Raw genomic sequence first — 20,571 nt, 5'->3', positions numbered from 1 at the left:
TCACCGCCCCGCCGTCAGTCGTCGGCGCCGGCGGCCAGCAGCGGGACGAGGGTGAGGTCGGGGTGCTCGCGCTCGACGGCGCGCAGCCGCCACTTGTCGGGGAAGACGGCCAGCAGAGAGCCGTCCAGGGTGCGGGTGAGGACTTCGACGCCGCGCAGCCGGGCCAGGGCCGGGGCCGAGTCGGGGTCGGTGCGGCGGGCGACGGTGTAGTCCAGGCGGTTCATCTCGACGGGGGCGTTGAACTCGTGCTCCATCCGGTGCGCGACGACCTCGAACTGGAGCGGGCCGACCGCGGCCAGCACGGGGGCCTGGTCGCCGCGCAGGTCGCTGCGCAGCACCTGGACGGCGCCCTCGGCGTCGAGCTGGTCGATGCCCTTGCGGAACTGCTTGGCCTTGCTGTTGTCCCTGGTGCGGACCACCATGAAGTGCTCGGGGGCGAACGCCGGGATCGGCGGGAAGACCACCGGGCCCCGGGCGTAGAGGGTGTCGCCGACGGTGAGGCCGGCCGCGTTCGTCAGGCCGATCACGTCGCCGGGGTAGGCGACGTCCACGGTGGAGCGGTCGCGGCCGAACACCGTCTGGGCGTACTTGGTGACCAGCGGGCGGCCGGTGGGGGCGTGGGTGAGGGTCATGCCGCGCTCGAACTTCCCGGAGTAGACCCGGATGAACGCCAGCCGGTCGCGGTGCGCCCGGTCCATCCCGGCCTGCACCTTGAACACCTGGCCGGCGAACGGGGCGTCCACCGGGCGGGGCGTGCCGTCCTCACCCGGGCGGGGGGACGGGGCGGGGGCCAGCGCGCGGACAGTCTCCAGCAGGGCGCGCACCCCGAAGTTCGGCAGGGCCGCCCCGAACAGCACCGGGGTGTCGGAGCCGGACCGGAACGCGGCGTCGTCCAGGTCGGCGCCGATCTCGTCCAGCAGGGCCAGTTCCTCCTGGGCGGCCTGCCACGCCTTGCCCTCCTCGGCGGCGGCGCGCCCGGCCGGGACGACCTCCTCGGTGGCCAGGCCCGCCCCGCCGGGCGCCCGCCCGTAACGGGTGTAGTCGCCGGTGGCGCGGTCGACCAGCCCGCGGAAGTCCCCGGCGACCCCGACCGGCCAGTTCAGCGGGGCGGGGCGCAGGCCGATCCGCTGCTCCACCTCGTCCAGCAGTTCCAGGGGTTCGCGGCCGGGCCGGTCCCACTTGTTCACGAACGTGATCACCGGGACGCCGCGGGCGCGGCACACGTCGAACAGCTTGAGGGTCTGCGCCTCCAGGCCCTTGGCGGAGTCCAGCAGCATGATGGCGGCGTCCACGGCGGCCAGCACCCGGTAGGTGTCCTCGGAGAAGTCCGCGTGGCCCGGGGTGTCCAGCAGGTTCAGCAGCGCGTCGCCGAACTCGAACCGCAGCACCGCCGAGGTGATCGAGATGCCCCGGGAGCGCTCGATCTCCATCCAGTCGGAGGTCACCCCGCGGCGGCCCGACTTGCCGTGCACCGCCCCGGCCTCGCCGATCGCCGCCGCGTGCAGCGCCAGCGCCTCGGTGAGGGTGGACTTGCCGGCGTCCGGATGGCTGATCACCGCGAACGTCCGCCGCCGCGCCGCCTCTGTCTCCACGTCCCGCGACGACACCGCGCCCCGCCCTTCCCAGCGACCGAAAACCCCGTTCACCCTACCGACGACCTGAGGTGATACGGACCTGCGGAGTCACGGGTCGAGCACCGCGAACACCACCTTGCCCGCGCCGCCGGCCAGCGGCCGGACGCCCCAGTGCCGGGCGACCCGCTCCACGATGAACAGGCCGCGCCCCGACTCGCTGTTCGCGTCGGCCGCGCAGACGTGCGGGACGTCGCCGGAGGTGTCCTGCACCTCCAGCCAGAGCGCCCCGCCGTCGGCCCGGCTCAGCCGCACCGTCACCTCGTCGTCGGCGGTGGTCCCGTACCGGATCGCGTTGGTGACGAGCTCGCTCGCCACCAGGCACGGCACCTCGTCGTCCACCTCCCACCGCCCCAGCGTGAGCCGCACGAACCCGCGCACCTCCGCCACCGCCTCCAACCGCCGCTTGACCACGATCTCCCCGCGCGCCGCCGCCTCGTCCATGACCGCTCCTAACTTTCCGTGGCGTACGGCCTACATTGAGACACTTTTCTGCCTACGATGTGCCTACCGCCCATAGATGGCAGGCAGCGGCAGACAGCTGATCAGAACCGGCAAATTCCATCGAGAGGCAGGAACTATGCCCCCTCGGCGACAGCGCCCCCGAGAGTCCCCCGCACTCGTCGCCTTCGGTCGTCAGATGCGCCGGATGCGGGAGGCCAAAGGAGTCAAGCAGGAGACCATCGCTCACCTGACGAAGGTGAGCGGACCGCAGGTGAGCCGGATCGAAGCCGGCAAGAAGCGTGCCACACGATCATTCGTAGAGATCGTGGACGACTACCTGGATGCGGACGGCTCACTCGTCAGCCTGTGGGAGGACCTGAACAAAGACGGCCACCCGGTGCCGATCTGGTTCGACTGGCCCAAGATCGAAGCAGATGCAGCAATGCTGATCTGCTGGGAGCATTCTGTGATGCCGGGACTGGGGCAAACTCCGGCTTACGCATTAGCGATTCTGCAAGGCAACCAGGAGGCCGCGGACGCTCGGCTCAGCCGTCAGACCATCCTCACCAGTGACGACGGAACCGCTCTGCCAACACTGGTGTTGCTCATCGATGAGCAAGCGCTTCATCGACTGGTCGGTACCGCTGAGATCATGAAAGAGCAGCTAGAGCACCTACTGATCATGAGCGCACTGCCCAACGTCACGGTTCAAGTAGTGTTGGCAAGTGGCGAGCACGACGGCAATATGGGCGCGTTCGCGGTGGCAACGATGGCGGATCGCAGTGAGATCGCTTACATCGATACAGCGGTACGCGGCATCACAACAGACGACCCGGCGGAGTTGTCCACCCTAGCGCGAACTCTAGTCGCTCTCCGTTCACGGGCACTCACGGAACAGATGTCATGTGAACTGATTAGGAAGGTGGTCCAAGAAAAATGGACCTGACCAACGCCAGGTGGCGCAGAAGCAGCTACAGCGGTTCCAACGGCGGCAACTGCGTGGAACTCGCCGCCTTCCCCGGCATGGTCGCGATACGCGACAGCAAGGACCCGAACGGACCCGTCCTACTCGCGCCCCCCACCACGCTGCGCGCCGCCCTACGGACGGCCACCAGCGCCTAACCGTCAAGGTGGCCACGAAACGATGGACGACATGACGAATCTCGTGTGGCGCAAAGCGTCCCGAAGCCTGAACAACGGTGGCGACTGCGTCGAAATCGCTGGGCTTACCGGCCTGGTGGCAGTGCGTGACAGCAAGGACCCCGAGGGCCCCGTGCTGCTGGTGACCCCCGCCGCACTACGCACCGTCGTGCTGGCGGCCACCACTGGCTGAACATCGCTACGCCTCCGCCCTCCAAGAGCGGCTGACGTAACCGGTAGCCGACGAAAGCGACGCGCACCTCTACGCGAGAGGCCCTGGAACGATGGACCTGAGCAACCTCGCCTGGCGCAAGGCCAGCCGAAGCAGCGAAAACGGCGGCAACTGCATCGAACTCGCCGCCCTCCCCGGCATGGTCGCGATACGCGACAGCAAGGACCCGAACGGACCCGTCCTACTCGCGACCCCCACCACGCTGCGTGCCGCCCTACGAGCGGCCACCAGCGCCTAATACCTGTCTCGAAGCAAGGTCAACAGCCCCCCACGGCATCGGCATCAACTGCGCCCACCCTCCTGAGTGGCCCCTACCAGGGTGATCCTTCAGCATCCAAGGCGCTATGGCGCACCGGATGCTGAAGGATCACCCGCCAGACGAGAGCGATCACGAGGGGGGACGCGCCTGGCGGGGCGGGCTCGCACCGGTCGGTCCTCTCGGTCAGCCGGTGCCGCCGGGTGCCGGCAGCGGGGCTATCTCGCGGTCGAAGTAGGTGCGCAGGTCCTCGCCCTTGGCGTGGAGTTCGGCGAGTTCGCGGTGGCAGGCGGCGATCACGCCGGGGTCGTCGTGCCGGCGCCCGCCCGAGTGCGTGCCGGTGCCGTCGTACAGCACCTCGTACATCACCTCGGTACCGAGGAACACCAGTTCGGGCAGGGTCCGGCCGGTCTCCAGGTGGCGGATCTCGGCGGCGTCCAGTACCCGGACGTCCTGGGCACCGGCCTCGGCCCTGGGCCGCAGCGCATGCAACTCCCACTGCACGTAGGGGGTGACGGGCCGCTCGACGACCCGGAGCCGGTGGCTGCCCCGCCCGCTCACTGTGGCGGGCCGTTGCTCCTCGATCAGGGCGAGGGCGCGGCCCCAGTCACCGGAGATCATCGCGACCCAGCCGGGGTCCTCGGGCTCGCGGAAGGTCTGGATGCGCTCCAGCTTCCAGAACGCCCCGTCGATCCGCTCGTGATGCCGCCAGAAGTCGTCGAGATAGCCCTGCGCGTCCAGATCGACGGCAGGGAGATCCCGTACCCGCTCAAGCATCGGGAATGTCCGGCTTCGCAGCGATCACCATGTTCCGTGGAAGCACCACGAGCCGTTCGTCGTCTCCAATCGACACCCCGGGCGGCAGTTGTCTGGCGTACTGAGCGGTCAGATCCCGGCCGATCACTGCGACATCGCCGTTGTCCAGCTCCCAGATGTCGGGGCAGGTGGGGTCTGCGTTGGTGTTGCCTAACTCACCTGCGGACTTGCCCAGCCTGCGCCTGAATCCCGCGGCCGGATCAGCCTCCCACGGACGTGCCATAACGGACTTACCTCACCTTCATGAGCGAGAAGTCGTTAAATTGTTACACGCCGTCCGGGGCCGAACAAGGCCGCTCCAACTCGGGCAGCAGGCCGTTACCGCCAGGACAACCGCCACGTCCGTCGTCGGTCACCCACGTGCCATCCCGCCGTCTCGGCCAGGGCCTTGCTGGAGAGGCCGGCCCTCTCACGGATCTCGTGAAGCCGGTCCGCAAGGGCCCGCCGCGCCGACTGGACGCCGGGAGGCCGCGAAGGGGGAAACTGCATGGGACGACGCGAAGTCCGGAGAGTCAGCCGAGCCGGAACTCGGCGTGGTCGGTGGCCCGTTCCCACACGGCCGTGAACGACGCCCCGACGGCCTTGACGACCTCGGCGTCATCGGTGAACTGCTTGCCGGTCGGCCTTCCCTCGCCGTCGAACAGGTTGAACAGCACACGTTCCCCGTCGATCAGCCAAAAGTCGTTTCCCGGCACCAGCAGGTCCGAGGCCCGCGAGCGCGGCAGCCAGCGCAGGTGCTCCCCCGCCGCAACGTTCTGCCAGGAGGCCGCGTGCTCGAAGGCGATGTACTCCGTGACCGGCACCGACACGATCCGCGCGCGACGGATCAGCACTCCTCGCGCGGCGGTCGCCGCCGTCAGGTCCCACCAGGGATGCTCCTCACGTGGCAGCTCGGCACGGTGCTCCCGCCACCAGAGGTACCTCTCGTCTTCGGTGTCCAGCGCGTAGGAGTCGCGCAACTCAAGGTGGTCGAGGCCGACAGAGGCCGAACCGAACAGCTCGGCCCAGCCCTCGACTCCCAGCGTTGCGGGGAGATCCACCATCGCGCGCATCAAGACCCTCCAACCTGTCCACAGCCTCCCGCAGGAAGGGGGCCATCCGCAGCGGCATCCGTACAACCGCCGCATCGTCACGGTCACTCGATTTTCGGGTCACGGTGACGCCGTACCGGATGAGGTCGGGACCGGTCGGCCGCGCTTCGAAGATGAAAGGCCTCTCATGCCGTTCTCATCGAGGCGGCCACCACGAGTCCGCGGAATGCGGGGCGGGCGGCCCGGGCTCAGCGCAGGCGGACCACCATGCGGTCCGCATCGGGGTCGTGCGTGAAGGTCACCATGCGGGCGAGGACGGCGAGGGCCAGCAGGCACGCTCCCATCTCCATGGCCTCCTCCAGGCTCGTGCCGAGCGCGTACACCTCGTGCGCCCCCTGCCGGTTCGCCCACCCGTTGAACGCCTCCACGACGAGCGCCCCGGTGACGTAGACCGCCAGTGCTCCGAGGAGGCCCAGCCGCTGGTCGCGCGGGAGGCGGCGGGCCCACAGCACGGCCAGTACCGCGCCGGTCAGCGCCATCGCCGCGCCCGGCAGCACCCACGTGTACGTCGGCAGGGACAGGCCGAGGCCGCCCGCCCACTCCTGGCCGAGCCCGGCGAGGCGCTCGTGGACCTGGACCGTCTCGTCGAAGCTCAGCCACGCCGCGGCCGCGGCCAGTGCCAGCCATGACGGCCGGCCCGGCCGGGCGCCCGGGGCGGTGAGCAGCGCCGCCACGATCGCCGCGCCCGCCACCGAGAGCAGCAGCGCGCTGTTCCACCAGGACGCCAGGTTGCCCTCCGCGCCCACGTTGAACACCATCCTGAGCGCGGGTACCGGTGCAACGTACTCGTGGTAGCTCCGGACGGCGAGATCCACGACGATCAGGAGCGCGGTGGCGCCGGCCGCGACCAGCAGCGGGCCGCGCGCGTGTCGCCGGCGTGCCGCGGCGGCCCGTTCCCGCGCTCGGAAGTCGGAGTCGGCCGGGCGGTGGGGGGTCCCGTGATTCATGCGGCGTGAAGCTAGCGGCGGAAGATGAGAGACGCCGGCCTGCGCGGTCGGGCGGGTACGGCGGCGTTCGACGGGCCTCCGGCGTCCCTCGATGTTCGGGGGTGTTCGCACGCGTCACCGGAGCGCCTCGCCGCTCCGACCGGCGATCACGGTGCGCAGGGGGAAGGCGACGAGCAGCGCGCCGGCGACGAGGAGCCCGCTCGCCCAGAGCGGCCCGAGGTCGCCGGCCGCGGTGCCGAGGGTGGCCGCGGCGATCAGGGGTCCGGCGGTGGCGCCGACGTTGAGAGCCGCGGTCGCGTAGGAGCCGGCCATGGTGGGGGCTCCCGCCGCCGCGTAGAGGACCCGTGTGATCAGCGTGCTGCCCACCGCGAACGACAGCGCGCCCTGGAGGAACACGAGGGCGAGCAGGGCGGCCGGCTCGCCGGCCAGCACGGCCGTGGCCGGCCAGCCGATGAGGAGCAGCGGACCGCCGGCCGCGATGACCAGGCCGGGGCGCTGGTCGGACAGCCGGCCGGCGGCGGTGACACCGGCGAGGGAACCGGCGCCGAAGAGCACCAGGGCGACGGAGATCCACAGCTCGCCCAGCCCGGCGGTCCCGGTCACGACGGGGGCGAGGAAGGTGAAACTGGCGAAGGTCGCCGCGTTCACCAGCGCGCCGAGCAGCATGGCCCGGAGCAACCGTGGGCTTTTCAGCCGGGCGAGCTCCGCTCGCAGGGCCGGCCCGCCGGCCGTGCCGTTCCGCGCACGGCGTGCGGGGATTCCGGCGAGGATGCCGATGGCCGCGGGCAGGCAGAGGGCGGTGACGGCCCAGAACGTGGCCCGCCAGCCGAGCAGCGTGCCGAGTACCGACCCCCCTGGGACACCGGCGATCGTGGCCACCGTGGTGCCCGAGAGCAGCACGGCGAGCGCGCGTCCCTTCCTGCCGGGCGGGACCAGCGTGGTGGCGGTCGTGAGGGCCACGGCGAGGAACCCCGCGTTCGCGAGCGCGGCGACCACCCGGGTCGCGAGCAGGATCGGGAAGCTCGTGGTGGCGGCGCCCACGGCGTGGGCCGCCGAGAACACCAGGACGAACCCGAACAGGCTGGACCGTCCGGGCCAGGTCCGGGCGAGCCCCGCCATGAGCGGGGCACCGACGACCATTCCGATCGCGAAGGCCGAGGTGAGCGTGCCCGCCGTTCCGACCGGGACGTCGAGGTCGGAGGCGATGTCCGGGAGGAGGCCGGCGAGCATGAATTCGGAGGTGCCCATGGCGAAGACCGCCAGGGCGAGCAGGTACAGCGGAAGAGGCATCGAGTGGCTCCGAGGTGAGGAGAAGGACGAGAAGGTCATCCCGTCACCGCGGTCAGCGCCCGGGGGCGCACCCGTCCGGCCGCGGAACGCGGCGGGACGGCGGCTATGAACTCAGTGGTTCAGGGGGCTGACGGCGTGACCGAAAGCCCCCACCTTGGCCGACTCGGGACTCGACATGGCCCGCACGCTACCCGACCGGCGCCCGGCCGGGCATCTCCGTTTCGCAGCCGCCGGCCTCCTCGGACAGCGCGCCCAGGGCGGTGCGTGAACGGCCGCACGCCGGGCAGGTCCTCGAAACGGATCACGTCGTCCTGCCCGGCCGTGCGGTTCTCTCCGAGACCGGTTCCCAGGGGGTGGCGGGGGTGACGGTCACCTCGAAGCCGTTGACCATGGCGTTACCGGAGAGGACGTCGACCAGGTGGCCGGGGGACAGGGTGTTGGTGTTGACGCCCGGCCGGGTGGCGGCGACCGCCAGGCGGGCGCCGTCCTTGCCGTGGCCCCAGCCGTGGGGGGTCGAGACGACGCCGGTCATGATGCCGTCGTCGATCTCCAGGGGGATCTCGATCGAGCCGCTCTGGGAGGTGACGCGGACGAGGTCGCCGTCGGCGAGGCCGCGGCCGGCGGCGTCCTCGGGGTGCATGAGCAGGGTGCAGCGGTTGGTGCCCTTCACCAGGTTCGGGACGTTGTGCAGCCAGGAGTTGTTCGAGCGCAGGTGCCGCCGGTTCACCAGGACCAGTTCGGGGCGGGGACGGTCGAGGCGTCCCTCCAGGCGGGTCAGGTCGGCGGTGATGTACGGCGGAGCGAGGACGAGCCGGCCGCTCTCGGTGTCGAGGACGTCACGGAGCCGGGGGCGCATCGGGCCCAGGTCGATGCCGTCGGGCCGGGACCGGACCTTGTCCAGGGTGAGGCCGTCGGGGTCCTCCCCGTACCGGTCGCCGAACGGGCCGGAGCGGATCTGCAGGTCGAGCAGCCGCATCGGCCCGCCCTCGGTGTAGTGCGCGCGGGCGGCCGCGCCGTCCACACCGTGCGCCATCGCGAGGACGTCGAAGAACCCGTCGTCGATGGTGGCGACGTCGAGGTCGGCCATCGGCGTGCCGAGGCAGGCCCCGGCGAGCCGGATCAGGATCTCCCACTCCCCCGGCCGTTCCTCGACCGGCTCGAACACCGGTGGGGAGAACTTCGCGCCGCTGCGCACCGCGAACATCCAGATCATGTCGTCGAAGTGCGGCGACTCCAGCGCCGAGAAGCCCGGAAAGATCACGTCGGCGTGCCGGGTGGTCTCGTTGATCCACAGGTCCAGGCTGATCATCGCGTCGAGCCGCGGCAGCGCGGCGTCGAGCCGGTCCCCCTCGGGCGAGGACAGGACGGGATTGCCGGCGACCGTGAACAGGGCGCGGATCCGGCCCTCGCCGGGCGTGGTGATCTCCTCGTGCAGGCAGGACACCGGGACGTGCCCGAGCACCTCGGGAGCCCCGCGCACCCGGCTGCGCCACCGGCCGAAGTTGGGCGCGCCCTTCTCCAGCCCGGGCATCGGCAGGTCGCTGACCGTCCAGGCCGCCGGGAGCGGGAACATCAGGCCGCCCTCGACGTCGAAGTGGCCGGTGAGGATGTTCACGACGTCGACCAGCCAGCTCGCGAGCGTCCCGAACTCCTGGTTGCACAGGCCGATCCGGCCGTACAGCACCGCGCGTCGCGTGGTCGCCAGCTCCCGGGCGAGGCCCCGGATCCGGTCCGCGGGGACGCCGGTGGCCCCGGCGACCCGTTCCGGGGTCCACGGCCCGGCCAGCCGTCCGAGCGCGTCGACGGCGTCCCGGCCGCCCTCGACCAGTTCCGCCACGTGCCCGAGCTCGACCAGGCCCTCCGCGAAGAGCACGTGGACCATCGCCATCAGGAACGCCGCGTCGGTGCCGGGCACGATCGGGATCCACTCGTCGGCCTTGGCCGCGGTGCCGGTGCGCCGCGGGTCGACCACGACGACGCGGCCGCCCTCCCGGCGGATCCGCGAGATCTCGCCCATCACGTCCGGGCACGCCATCAGCGAGCCCTGCGAGGCCTGCGGGTTGGCGCCCATGGCGATGAACAGGTCGGTGCGCTGGACGTCCGGCACCGGGATCTTCCACATGCCGCCGTACATCAGGTGGGCGCCGACGTTCTTCGGCCACTGGTCGACGACCCCGGGCGAGTAGATCATCGGGATGCCGGACATCCCGATGAGGATGCCGACGTACCGGCTCAGGTCGAAGGCGTGCGCGAGCGGGTTGCCGACGTACGCGGTGACCGCCTCGATGCCGTGCTCGGCGATGACCGGTGCGAGAAGCTCGTCGCAGCGCGCGTACGCCTCGGCGTAGGAGACCTCCTTGAACGTCCCGTCGGGCTGCTTGACCACGGGACGCCGCAGCCGGTCGGGATCGTGGTGCAGGGCGCCCAGCGTGGTGCCCTTCGGGCAGATGTGGCCCTTGGACCACACGTCGTCCGCATCCGGTGTGATCTTCTCGACCTCGTCGCCGCGTACATGGATCTTCAACCCGCACATCGCTTCGCACAGCGGGCAGGTGCGCCGATGCACCGCCAAGGGGATCTCGACCATGGCGTCACGGTACGCCTGGTTTCCAGCCGATGCTAGAACCTGTTTCAGTTAAGCCGGGGGTACGGCCGGAGTCCGTTTCCGGGGCCTGCCGAGGGGGCGTTCGACCGCTCACGCTGGATAGATGGCTCAGCCGGAACCATCACCACCGACCCGGCTCCGTACCCAATCCAGGAAACAGGTTCTAGCTCCGGTCGGCGGTGCGGCGGTCCGGTTCCGTCGCGGCAGGCGACTGCAGCCGGTCGGCCAAAAATCCCTGGAAATGCGGGCACGTCATGATGTCGTCGTGCGGGCATTCCAGGCCGCCCTCCAGCATGTCGAGTGCGGCCTGTGCCCGGGCGATCCGCGCCAGCAGCCTCTCGCGGTGGCGGGCCATCACCTCGTGGCGGGCCGGTGCGGTCCGGGCGGCCAGCATGGTCCGGATGTCCGCGAGCCCGAAGCCCGCCTCCTTCGAGATCAGGATCGCCGCCACCTGGTACAGGTCCGCGTCGGTGTAGCGGCGGCGGTCGCCCGCGCGGGCCGGTGCCAGCAGCCCTTCCGCCTCCCAGTGGCGCAGCACGTGCGTCGGCAGCCCGAACCGGGCCGCCACCTCGCCGATTGACTTCATGTCGACATTAAGTCGCACAATGACGACCATGTCCACGTTGCTTGCCGTCCTCGACGCTCTTGACGACCTGCCCCAGGCCCGCGACCTGCGGGAACGCACGTACCGAGCGCTGGGCGACACCGTCGTCGACGTCGGCTGCGGCGGCGGGCGCGCCGTCGGCGAACTGGCCGCCCGCGGGGTGCGGGCCATCGGCGTCGACCTGGACCCCGCCATGATCGAGATCTCCGCCGAGCGCTGGCCCGCAGGCGAGTTCCATGTCGCCGACGCCACCGCGCTGCCTCTCGACGACGGCTCGGTCACCGGCTACCGCGCCGACAAGGTCCTGCACACCCTCGACGAACCCGGGCGAGCCGTCGCCGAGGCCCGCCGGGTCCTGGCCGGGAACGGCCGCGCGGTGCTCGTCGGCCACGACTGGGACACCTTCGTGATCGACTCCGGTGACCCCGAACTCACCCGCGCGCTCGTCCACGCCCGCGCGGACAGCATGCCCAGCCCGCGGGTCGCCCGCCGCTACCGGAACCTGCTGCTGGACAACGGGTTCACCGACGTCACCGTCGAGGTCCACACGATCGTGTGGACGGGCGCCGCGGGCCTGCCGGTGCTCGCCACCCTCGGAGCGGGCACCTGGCTCGACGACCAGGCCGCCCGGGCACGCGACGACCGGCTGTTCGTCGCCGTCCCGGTCTTCCTCGCCGCCGGGACCCGCGCCCGCTGAGCACCGGCCCGGCGGCGGGCGATGCCCGGTTGCCGGACCTCGCGTCCGGCGCCCGGGCCCGAGGTCATGAAGGGACGATCAGCGAGAGCCCGAGGTCGGGCAGGTGGCCGGTCTCGGAGAAGCCCGGGGCGACCGGCGAGGCGGGCAGGTCCAGGTCTCCCCGCGGGCGGATGCCGATGGAGCGGACGCCGGGGCGGCCGGGCAGGTCCGGGCGGGCCGCGAGGATGACGTCGGCGCCCTGCGGCCAGGTGAACCGGGCCGCCTGCCAGCCGGGCTCGGCGTCGAGGGGTTCCTCGGTGCCACCGAGGATGTCGCGGAGGACGGTGCGGCCGGCGTCCAGCGCGGTGACCTGGGCGAGGACGAAGGTGACGTCCGCGGGGGGCTCGTCCTCCCGGGTGATCCAGGGGGCGGGCACTCCGTTGACCGAGTTGGCGTCGGAGGGGTTGATCGGCGACTCGACGAACTGGATCAGGAAGCCCAGGCCGGTGTCCCGGGGGTGCAGGAACGCCTCCATCCAGAGGTCGTTGGCGGTGTTGACCAGGATGGGTTCGATGCCGTGCCGGGATGCGGCGGCGAGGGTCGCCTGGATGTCGGTGACTTTGAACATGACGTGGTGGGGGCGGCTCGCCCAGCCGGACTGCTCCAGGAAGCGCCGGACGAACGAGTCGGGGGCGGAGCCGGGGGCGAGGAGTTCGATGCGCATGTCGTTGCCGTACAGGACCTGGCAGACGTTCATGTGCGGCAGGTGCGCCCCGTGGCCCCAGTGACCGCCGAGCGCGTCCGCGAGGACGGGGCCCGCGGGAGCCCAGTCGGGCATGGCGATGGCGATGTGGTCGAGCGAGTACGCCGGCATGGCGTCTCCTTCCTGCGAGGGGGTGCGCGCCCGCCGTGCCCCCGTGGGCGTGGACGGCGGGGCGCGTGGTCACCGGCGCGCCGCGGCGGGACGGGCCGCCGCGGCACGCCGGGGGCTAGGGCGTGCCGGACTCCTCCTCCAGGAGGCGTTTCATCACCTTTCCGGTCTCGTTGTAGGGCAGCGAGTCGCGGAACTCGACGTGGGCCGGGACCTTGAACGAAGCAAGCGTGGCGGCGGCCCACTCCCGGACGTCCTGCCCGGTGAGCGTCCGGCCCGACTCGGGGACGACGAACGCCTTGACCTCCTGGCCGAGGACCTGGTGCGGGACGCCGATGACGCACGCCTCGGCGATGTCGGGGTGCTCGACCAGGCGGTACTCGATCTCGATGGGGTAGATGTTCTCGCCGCCGCGCAGGATGAGGTCGCGCATCCGGCTCTCCAGGTAGAGGAGGCCGCCGGTGATGCGCCCGTAGTCGCCCGTCCGGTACCAGCGGCCGGGGGCCAGCACGGCCTCGGTGGCCCCGGGGTTGCGCCAGTAACCGAGGAAGACCCCGGGGCCCTGGATGTGGATCTCTCCGACCTCTCCCTCGGGCAGCGGCTCGCCATCGAGGTCGCGCACCTGCACCCGGGTGCAGGGGACGGCGGGCCCCACCGTGCCGGGGTGTTCCTCCAGCAGCGCGCCGTTGATGAGGGTGCCGGTGCCCAGGGTCTCGGTCATCCCGTAGCCGTTGCCCAACTGCACGCCGGGCATCCGCTTCTGGATGGACCGCATCAGCTCCGGCGCGAAGACCGCGCCGCCGCTGCCGGCCATGGTCACCTGATCGGTGCGGTACCGGTCGAAGTCGGGGTGGTCGAGCAGCCGCCAGTAGTGGGTGGGCACCCCGCTCCACTGCGTGATCAGGTGCTCGTCGGTGAGCTTCAGCACCCGCTCGGCGTCCCACCGCCCGGGGCCGGGGAAGACCACCTTGATCCCGACGACCGGGGCGACGGCGATGACGACGCCCGCGCCGGACACGTGGAACAGCGGGCTGGCGCACAGCGTCACGCGCTGGCCGTCGGGAGGCTGCTGCCGGTAAAGTCCGGCGTCCCGCATCGCGTTCACCGCGCCGCCGAGCATGCCGTGCATGGTGAAGTACACGAAGTTGCGGTGGGAGATCGTCGCCCCCTTGGGCCGGCCCGTGGTGCCGCTGGTGAACATGATCGCGGCGGGGTCGTCCTCGTGCAGATCCACCGGGGGCAGTTCGGTGGGCGCCCGGTCCAGGGAGAGCGCCGCCCGGTGCAGTTCCTCCAGAGCGACGACCGGGGTGCCGGTCCGCCGGATCCACGGAACGCCGGACACCCGCTCCAGGGGCCTGCCCGACCCCAGGACCACGGCGGGCTCGGTGAGCTCGACCCCGTGGTCCATCTCCGCGGGGGTCCACCAGCCGTTGAGGCCGACGAGGATCGCTCCGAGCGACACCGTCGCCCAGTAGGCCAGGACGTACTCCCTGGTGTTGGGGGCGGCGACGGCGACCCGGTCGCCCTTGGTCACCCCGTGGCGGTCGGCGAGCACCGCGGCGTAGGCGGCCGCCATGGCGTGCGCCCGGGCGAAGGTGAAGGTCTCCGGTCGCGGGCCGTCGAACACCAGGTAGGGCAGGTCGGGGGTGGTGGTGCGGGCCCGGTCGAGCAGTTCCGGGAGGCTCCGGGGACGCTGCGCGAACACCTCGACGGGTGTGCCGAGCACGTCTTCGGTGGTCCGTTCGAAGGGGGCGCCGGGGCCGCACAGCATCGCCCAGGACGCTTCGTCCAGCAGGCGGTCGCCGGGCCAGGTGAGGGTGACGGGCGCGGGGGCGCGCCGGCCGGGGTCGTGGAGAGTGTCGGTCACTGGGTCCTCCGGCGTGGGTGGGGGTGGAGGGGCCGCCCCGGGGCGGGGCCGGGGCGGCGGGCCGGGTCAGCCGCGGGGCAGCCCGAGGATCCGCTCGGAGATCACATTGAGTTGGATCTCCACCGTTCCGCCGCCGATGAGCTGGGGCGGGACGGAGAGGTAGGCGTGGACGGCGTCCCCGGCGGGCCCGTCCTCGGCGGCGCCCGCCGCCCCCGCCCAGCCCAGGGCGGCGTCGGAGACGGCGGCGACCTGCCAGCCGGCCGCGACCTTCGCGACGCTGGCCTCCGCGCCCGGCCGCAGGCCGGAGACCCGGCGCAGGGTGGCGCGCAGCCCCATGGCGGAGATCGCCTGGATTCCGGCCGTCAGCCTGCCGAACTCGCGTGTCACGTCCTCGTCGGCCGGGGCGCCGGCCGCGCGGGCGAGGGCGGGCAGGTCGAGGGTGGTCACGCCCATCCCGCCCATGCTGACGCGCTCGTTGCCGAGGGTGGTCCGGGCGAGGGACCAGCCCTGGCCCGGCTCCCCCACCAGCCGGGCGTCCGGGACGAAGACCTCGGTGAGGAAGACCTCGTTGAACAGGTGCCCGCCGTTGGCCTCGCGCAGCGGGCGGACCTCCACCCCCTTCGCTCGCATGTCGACCAGGAAGTACGACAGGCCCTTGTGCTTGGGGACGTCCGGGTCGGTGCGGGCGAGGCAGATCCCCCAGTCGGCCTCGTGCGCGCTCGACGTCCAGACCTTCTGGCCGGTGATCTGCCAGCCGCCGTCGACCTTGACGGCGCGGGTGCTCAACGAGGCCAGGTCCGAGCCGGCCCCGGGCTCGCTGAACAGCTGGCACCAGGTGATCTCGCCGCGCAGGGTCGGCGGGATAAACGCCGCGATCTGCTCCTCGGTGCCGTGCGCCAGGACGGTGGGCAGCGCCCAGTCACCGATCACCAGGGACGGTGCGGTGACCCCGGCGCGCTCGTACTCCTGTGCGATGACGATCTGCTCGGTGGGCGTGGCGGCGCGCCCGTACGGCTTCGGGAAGTGCGGCGCGACCAGGCCCGCCGCGGCGAGGTGCCGCCGCCGGCCGGGTTCGGGGAGCCCGGCCGCCGCGGCGATGACCTCGGCGACCTCGGCCCGGAACGCCATGTCCTCCTCCGGCAGGTCGATGGCGAAGTCGCGCTCCCGGGCGAGGGCGCCGCGGCCGAGGACGCGCTCCCACCCGGCCGGCGGGCCGAGCAGGCTGCCCAGGCTCATCCCCCGGCGCCAGTAGAGGTGGGCGTCGTGCTCCCAGGTGTAGCCGATGCCGCCGAAAAGGGTGATCGTCTCCAGGCCGAGCCGCCGCGCGGTGTGCACGCACACCAGCGCCGCCGTCGCGGCGGCGAGTTCGAGCTGGTCGTCGGGCCCGCCCACGGCGCGGGCGGCGTCCCAGGCCGCGGCGGCCATCGTCTCCAGTTCGACGAACATCCGGGCGCACTTGTGCTTGACCGCCTGGAACGACCCGACGGGACGGCCGAACTGCTCGCGCGTCTTGACGTAGTCGAGGCCCGTCTCCAGGCACCAGCGGACCAGCCCCACCGCCTCGGCGGCGAACAGCACGGCGGCGACGTTCCGGACCCGGTCGCCGTCCACCGCGACGAGCCGGTCCCGGGAGACCGGCAGCTCCCGCAGGGTGATGCGGCCCAGGCCGCGGGTCGGGTCGACGCCGCCGGAGGGGGCCAGGTCCCCGGGCGGCCCGTCCAGGAGGAACCAGACCTCGCCGTCCTCGGCCCGCGCGCCGAGCAGGAGCAGGTCGGCGCTGGCCGGGGCGAGCAGGTGGCCGGTGGTGCCGGTGACGAGGTAGCCGTCACCGGATCGCACTGCGGTCAGGCCGTCCGCGCTCAGCGCGCAGCAGCCGCGAGCCCCCGCGGCAAACCGGTCCAGGACCGACTTGGCGGTGGTGCCGCCGTCCAGCCAGGTCAGGACGGCGCTGGTCAGGACGGTGGGCAGGAACGGCCCGGGCAGCAGCCCCCGCGCCGCCTCCTCAACGACGACGGCGAGGTCCGCAGCCGTGCCGCCGGCGCCGCCGTGCTCCTCCGGCAGGTGCACCGCGAGCAGGCCCTGGGCGACCAGGGCATCCCAGCTCTCGGGCGGGTCGCCGGCGGCGAGCCGGTCCAGCGCCGCCCGGGTCCGCTCGCGGGGGGCGTGCCGGGCGACGAAACCGGCGACCGAGCCCGCCAGCTCGTGCTGTTCCTCGGTGAGTCCGATGGTCATGAACGCTCCTACTGGTCGAGCTTGAGCAGGCGGCGGGCGTTCTCGTGCAGGAACTTGGGCCAGACGTGCTCGCGGAAGGGAACGTTCGGCATGTCGGTGAAGATGCGCTCCAGCGAGAGCCCCATGGGGAAGTAGCCGCCGTACAGGACCTTGTCGGCGCCGCGGGTGTTGGCGAAGTCGACGATGGCCTGCGGGTAGTACTTCGGCGCGAACGCACTGGTGGAGTAGTACAGGTTGGGCCACTTGAGCAGCAGTTTGACCGCCAGGTCGGTCCACGGCTCGCATCCGTGCCGGGTCACGAAGACCAGGTCGGGGAAGTCGTACATGACCTCGTCGATGAGCTCGACGCGCTGCGGTTCCATCCGCAGCCGGGGCCCGGGCACCCCGGCGCAGACGAAGATCGGGATGTCGAGTTCCACGCACTTGGCGTAGAACGGGTACATCTTCTTGTCGTTGATGGCGACCTGCGGGAACGTCCCGGAGGGGAAGGCGCCGACCGCGCGGATCCCGAACTCCTCGTACTCGCGGACCAACTGGCGGACGCCGTCCATGCCGGTGTTGGGATCGACGTTCCCGGAGGCCACGAACCGGTCGGGGTGCCGTTTGAGCGCCAACCGGGAGGTCTCGTCCTCGACCCCGATCATGCCGCGTTCGATGTTGTGGCGGTCCATTTCGCGCAGCGTGACGCTGACGGGGTCCTCGGTCGGCAGGTCCTTGGGCACCTCCTTGAACATGTACTCGGCGGGGAACTCCATCTGTTCCTTGGACTCGGCGTCCTTGGTCTGCCTGCGGATGAAGTCGTACTGCGCGGTGCCCTCCTGCGGGAAGCCGATCATCGTGTCGATGACGGGAACGCCCTGGGGGAATGTCATGGCCGTGCCTTTCAGGCCTGGGGGCGGACGAGCGCGGCGGCGTTGTCGTGCACGACGAGCTGGATCTCGTCGTCGCTGTATCCGGACTGCTCCAGGTCCTTGACGAAGGCGAGCGGCTCGGCGAGACCCTCGACGTGCGGCCAGTCGGAGCCCAGCATGATGCGCTCGGCGCCGACCTGCTCCTTGAGTTCCGAGAGGTCGTTCTCGTGGAACGGGGAGATCCACACGTGCCGGCGGAAGGTCTCCCGCGGGTCGGCGTCCCACATCTGGGGGTTCTGCACGAAGGACTTCTTCAGCAGCTTGAACAGCGGCCCGAGCCAGTCGGACCCGGTCTCGATGGCGGCGACCCGCAGGTGGGGGAACCGGGAGAACATCCGGTAGGCGAGCATCGACGCGAGCGTGTCGGCGATGGGCGAGGGCGACAGCAGGCCGCGCAGCGGGGTGCCGCGGAACGCCTCGACCTCGCCGGACTCGCCCCACCAGGCGGTGATGTCGCTGTAGACGGTGTCGCCGCCGTGGTAGGCCACGACGATGCCGGCCTCGTTCACCCGCGCCCAGAAGGGGTCGAACAGCGGGTCGCCGGGGTTCTTCCAGCCGCGCTCGGTCCAGATCGGGCCGGCCTGCATCACCACGACGCGGGCGCCGCGCTCCAGCACCCAGTCGAGCTGGGCGACCGCGTTGCCGACGTCCGCGAGGGTCAGGTAGGGGGCGCCGAAGATCCGCTCCTTGTAGTGGAAGCCCCAGTCTTCGTCCAGCCAGGCGTTGAAGGCCCGGAAGGCCGCGGTCATCGCGGGCAGGTCGTGGCGCAGCGACTGCTCCATCCCGACGCCGAGGGTGGGGAAGAACAGCGCGCCGTCGAGGCGCAGCTCGTCCATCGCCTTGAGTCGCTCGTCGCGTTCGCGGTACTCCCTGCGGGTCGGCTCCAGCTCGCCGAACAGCGTGACGACCGAGCCGCCGGCGTTGCCCCGGAAGTACTCCTCCAGGACGCCGGGGCGGGCCAGCTTGCTGAACGTCGGGTCCGGGATGAACCGGTTGACCTTGCCGCCGACCAGCAGGCGGGTCTTGCCGTCGACCTGGGCCCACTGCATGGCCCGCTTGGCGTACTCCGGCTCGATGTGCCGGGTGAACGCGTCCAGCGCCTCGTAGTAGTGGTTGTCGGCGTCGAAGCCGCGCCATTCGCGCTCTGCCATGTGCGTACCCCTTTCCTGGTACCGGCCCGTCACGGGCTACGTGAAACCTGATTCTGAAACGTGGTTCTAGACATGTCAAGGGATCCTCCCTTCTCGATCTCCGCGGCGTGATGCCGGAAGGCCGATAGCTGAAACACGGTTGCCGTAAGCTGAGCGGCGTGAGTCACGACTTCTTCCGAGCGACGGTCGGCACCATGACCCCGAGCCAGCTCGCCCGCCGCCGCAGGCTCACCGAAACGGTGATCGAGATCGTTTCGGAGACCGGGCCGGAAAACCTCCAGATGCGCGAGGTCGCCGAGCGTTCGGGCGTGGCGCTCGGCACGGCCTACCGCTACTTCGCCTCCAAGGACCACCTGCTGGCCGCGGCGTGGGCCGACTGGCACGGGCGGCTCAGCGAGAAGGTGATCAGCGACCTCTCCAAGCAGCCCGGCGGGCGCTCGGAGGACGGCTCCGCCAGCGTCTGCGAGCGGGTACTCGCCTTCGTCCTGCGCGAGATGCGGGCGTTTCAGCACAACCCGAACTTCGCGCGGCTGGCCGTGCACCTGGAGGCGTGCAACGACCCGTACGTCAGCGAGACCCTGGTGGGCCTGGGCGAGGAGAACGAGCGCGTCATGCGCGCGCTGATGGGCGACCTGCCCGAGGAGGTCGCGCGCCCGGCCCGGGTGGCGATCAGCTCCACCCTCGGCATGGGGCTGACCTCGTGGACGACGGGCCGCACCACGGTGACCGAGGCGATGCGGAACATCGAGGAGGTCACCCGGCTGGTCATGCGCGACATCGGCTGAGGCGCGACGGCCGCTACCGGCCCCGGAGCAGAGGCGACGCGAGGTCGAGGCTGCCGGTGCGGATCGCGGCGGTGACCCCTCCGTCGACGAGGAGGTCCGTGCCGGTGATGAAACTGGCCGCCGGCCCCAGCAGGAACTCGGCCGCCGCCGCGACGTCGCCCGGGGTGCCGACCCTGCCGACGGCCGACCCGTCGATCATCTCCTTGAGCGCCGGCCCGTTCGGCGACTCCAGTTCGGCCAGCCCCGCCGGGGTGGAGACGACCCCGGGACTGATCGAGTTGATCCGCGCGCCCACATGCCCCCAGGACACGCTGGCCGCGCGCACCCGGAGCCGCCCGGCACGCTTGGCGAAGGCATGGGCGTGCTCACCGTCGGCGAACCGCCGGGCCGCCAGCATCGGCGACCCCGCCAGCTCACCGCTCGGCAGCTCGGCGAGCCGGTTCTCGTGCTCGTAGGGCAGTTCCTCCAGGCCGTGCCCGGCCATGCCCGTGATCACGACGCCGGCACCGCCCGAGGCGATCACCCGCCGGAACTCCTCCAGGACGTACGCGACCCCGAGGAGGTCGACGTCGATGATGTCCTGGACCGGCGCCCGGGCGGGCGAGAGCCCGGCGGTGTGGGCCAGCCGCAGAACCGGGCCGAGAGCCGCGGCACGCTCGGCCAGCGCGGCGACCGAGCCCCGCACCGACACGTCGGCGGGCTGGGCGACGACCTGCTGCCCCTCCCGGGAGAGCGCCGTCGCCGCGGCCTCGAGCACCGCCTCGTCGCGGTCGGCCAGGAGCAGGTCGTATCCGGACCCCAGCCGGCGGGCGATGGCGAGGCCCATACCGCCCACCCCGATGACCACGAACACGCCCTGCGCCATTCCGCTCCCTGCCCGACCGGCCGGCACCCGGCCGCCCACGGGAGACGGTCGAGGACCCGATCCAGAGTGGATTCTGGTTCTGAAATGCTATTCCACGAATGTGCGCCACGCCACACCCTGGAGCTCCGACTTTCCCCGGACCGGACACCTTACAGAA

21 protein-coding genes are annotated in these 20,571 nt (G+C 71.6%); 6 read left to right on the top strand and 15 right to left on the bottom strand.

Annotation, left to right across the window (positions count from 1 at the left end):
- Positions 1 to 14: 14 nt before the first annotated feature.
- Positions 15 to 1,592 carry a peptide chain release factor 3 gene (locus DPM19_RS25080; RefSeq protein WP_233510724.1) on the bottom strand — a complete coding sequence of 526 codons (1,578 nt, stop codon included), beginning with the start codon at positions 1,590 to 1,592 and terminating at the stop codon, positions 15 to 17.
- Between the two features lie 90 nt (positions 1,593 to 1,682).
- Entirely contained in the window at positions 1,683 to 2,075 is a 393-nt protein-coding gene (locus DPM19_RS25075) for an ATP-binding protein (protein WP_111870477.1), read from the bottom strand.
- Between the two features lie 76 nt (positions 2,076 to 2,151).
- Here DPM19_RS25075 and DPM19_RS25070 point away from each other — a divergent pair, with 76 nt between their 5' ends.
- The 4 genes from DPM19_RS25070 (at position 2,152) to DPM19_RS25055 (ending at position 3,685) form a co-directional block, all read left to right on the top strand.
- Positions 2,152 to 3,021 (top strand): helix-turn-helix domain-containing protein, encoded by an 870-nt coding sequence (locus DPM19_RS25070; RefSeq protein ID WP_111870476.1) that lies wholly within the window; start codon positions 2,152 to 2,154, stop codon positions 3,019 to 3,021.
- On the top strand, positions 3,012 to 3,197 hold the full coding sequence (locus DPM19_RS25065) for a DUF397 domain-containing protein (RefSeq protein WP_111870475.1): 186 nt from the start codon (positions 3,012 to 3,014) through the stop codon (positions 3,195 to 3,197). The genes DPM19_RS25070 and DPM19_RS25065 overlap by 10 nt, the downstream gene beginning before the upstream one ends.
- Before the next feature lie 22 nt (positions 3,198 to 3,219).
- Complete coding sequence (locus DPM19_RS25060) at positions 3,220 to 3,408, top strand: DUF397 domain-containing protein (protein ID WP_111870474.1); 189 nt, start codon at positions 3,220 to 3,222, stop codon at positions 3,406 to 3,408.
- A 91-nt stretch (positions 3,409 to 3,499) separates the two neighbouring features.
- Entirely contained in the window at positions 3,500 to 3,685 is a 186-nt protein-coding gene (locus DPM19_RS25055; RefSeq protein WP_111870473.1) for a DUF397 domain-containing protein, read from the top strand.
- Between the two features lie 204 nt (positions 3,686 to 3,889).
- On the opposite strand, the gene DPM19_RS25050 is transcribed toward DPM19_RS25055, so the two are convergent.
- The 7 genes from DPM19_RS25050 to DPM19_RS25020 form a co-directional block, all read right to left on the bottom strand.
- Positions 3,890 to 4,480, bottom strand: a complete 591-nt coding sequence (locus tag DPM19_RS25050; RefSeq protein WP_111870472.1) for a DUF6879 family protein — start codon at positions 4,478 to 4,480, stop codon at positions 3,890 to 3,892.
- A complete protein-coding gene (locus tag DPM19_RS25045; protein ID WP_111870471.1) occupies positions 4,473 to 4,742 on the bottom strand; it encodes a hypothetical protein in 270 nt (89 codons plus the stop codon). Before DPM19_RS25045 ends, DPM19_RS25050 begins: the two co-directional genes overlap by 8 nt.
- Positions 4,743 to 5,031: 289 nt before the next feature.
- Positions 5,032 to 5,571 carry a DUF6879 family protein gene (locus DPM19_RS25040; RefSeq protein WP_199485273.1) on the bottom strand — a complete coding sequence of 180 codons (540 nt, stop codon included), beginning with the start codon at positions 5,569 to 5,571 and terminating at the stop codon, positions 5,032 to 5,034.
- A gap of 227 nt (positions 5,572 to 5,798) precedes the next feature.
- Entirely contained in the window at positions 5,799 to 6,557 is a 759-nt protein-coding gene (locus DPM19_RS25035; RefSeq protein WP_111870470.1) for a hypothetical protein, read from the bottom strand.
- 114 nt (positions 6,558 to 6,671) lie between these two features.
- Positions 6,672 to 7,847 carry a Cmx/CmrA family chloramphenicol efflux MFS transporter gene (locus DPM19_RS25030; RefSeq protein ID WP_111870469.1) on the bottom strand — a complete coding sequence of 392 codons (1,176 nt, stop codon included), beginning with the start codon at positions 7,845 to 7,847 and terminating at the stop codon, positions 6,672 to 6,674.
- Between the two features lie 301 nt (positions 7,848 to 8,148).
- Positions 8,149 to 10,434 carry a molybdopterin-dependent oxidoreductase gene (locus DPM19_RS25025; protein WP_111870468.1) on the bottom strand — a complete coding sequence of 762 codons (2,286 nt, stop codon included), beginning with the start codon at positions 10,432 to 10,434 and terminating at the stop codon, positions 8,149 to 8,151.
- Positions 10,435 to 10,615: 181 nt separating this feature from the next.
- Positions 10,616 to 11,038 carry a MerR family transcriptional regulator gene (locus DPM19_RS25020; protein WP_111870467.1) on the bottom strand — a complete coding sequence of 141 codons (423 nt, stop codon included), beginning with the start codon at positions 11,036 to 11,038 and terminating at the stop codon, positions 10,616 to 10,618.
- Positions 11,039 to 11,066: 28 nt separating this feature from the next.
- On the opposite strand from DPM19_RS25020, the gene DPM19_RS25015 reads away from it, so the two are divergent.
- Positions 11,067 to 11,753 carry a methyltransferase domain-containing protein gene (locus DPM19_RS25015; protein ID WP_111870466.1) on the top strand — a complete coding sequence of 229 codons (687 nt, stop codon included), beginning with the start codon at positions 11,067 to 11,069 and terminating at the stop codon, positions 11,751 to 11,753.
- Positions 11,754 to 11,817: 64 nt separating this feature from the next.
- Here DPM19_RS25015 and DPM19_RS25010 read toward each other — a convergent pair whose 3' ends face one another.
- From DPM19_RS25010 to DPM19_RS24990, 5 genes are all read right to left on the bottom strand, one after another.
- Complete coding sequence (locus DPM19_RS25010) at positions 11,818 to 12,606, bottom strand: VOC family protein (protein WP_111870465.1); 789 nt, start codon at positions 12,604 to 12,606, stop codon at positions 11,818 to 11,820.
- A 115-nt stretch (positions 12,607 to 12,721) separates the two neighbouring features.
- Positions 12,722 to 14,470: a class I adenylate-forming enzyme family protein gene (locus tag DPM19_RS25005; RefSeq protein ID WP_199485271.1), complete on the bottom strand. Its 1,749-nt coding sequence runs from the start codon at positions 14,468 to 14,470 to the stop codon at positions 12,722 to 12,724.
- Between the two features lie 66 nt (positions 14,471 to 14,536).
- A complete protein-coding gene (locus tag DPM19_RS25000; protein ID WP_111870464.1) occupies positions 14,537 to 16,702 on the bottom strand; it encodes an acyl-CoA dehydrogenase in 2,166 nt (721 codons plus the stop codon).
- Positions 16,703 to 16,710: 8 nt separating this feature from the next.
- Positions 16,711 to 17,574 carry an amidohydrolase family protein gene (locus tag DPM19_RS24995; RefSeq protein WP_111870463.1) on the bottom strand — a complete coding sequence of 288 codons (864 nt, stop codon included), beginning with the start codon at positions 17,572 to 17,574 and terminating at the stop codon, positions 16,711 to 16,713.
- Between the two features lie 11 nt (positions 17,575 to 17,585).
- Positions 17,586 to 18,764, bottom strand: coding sequence for an amidohydrolase family protein (locus DPM19_RS24990; RefSeq protein WP_111870462.1), 1,179 nt, complete (start codon positions 18,762 to 18,764; stop codon positions 17,586 to 17,588).
- A 158-nt stretch (positions 18,765 to 18,922) separates the two neighbouring features.
- Between DPM19_RS24990 and DPM19_RS24985 the strand changes: the two genes are divergently transcribed.
- Positions 18,923 to 19,549, top strand: a complete 627-nt coding sequence (locus tag DPM19_RS24985; RefSeq protein ID WP_199485270.1) for a TetR family transcriptional regulator — start codon at positions 18,923 to 18,925, stop codon at positions 19,547 to 19,549.
- 13 nt (positions 19,550 to 19,562) lie between these two features.
- Here DPM19_RS24985 and DPM19_RS24980 read toward each other — a convergent pair whose 3' ends face one another.
- Complete coding sequence (locus DPM19_RS24980) at positions 19,563 to 20,414, bottom strand: SDR family oxidoreductase (RefSeq protein ID WP_111870461.1); 852 nt, start codon at positions 20,412 to 20,414, stop codon at positions 19,563 to 19,565.
- Positions 20,415 to 20,571: the final 157 nt, after the last annotated feature.

It is taken from the genome of Actinomadura craniellae, from assembly GCF_003289645.1.
GTDB lineage: Bacteria > Actinomycetota > Actinomycetes > Streptosporangiales > Streptosporangiaceae > Actinomadura_D > Actinomadura_D craniellae.
This window is presented reverse-complemented; position numbering and strand designations above follow the sequence as displayed.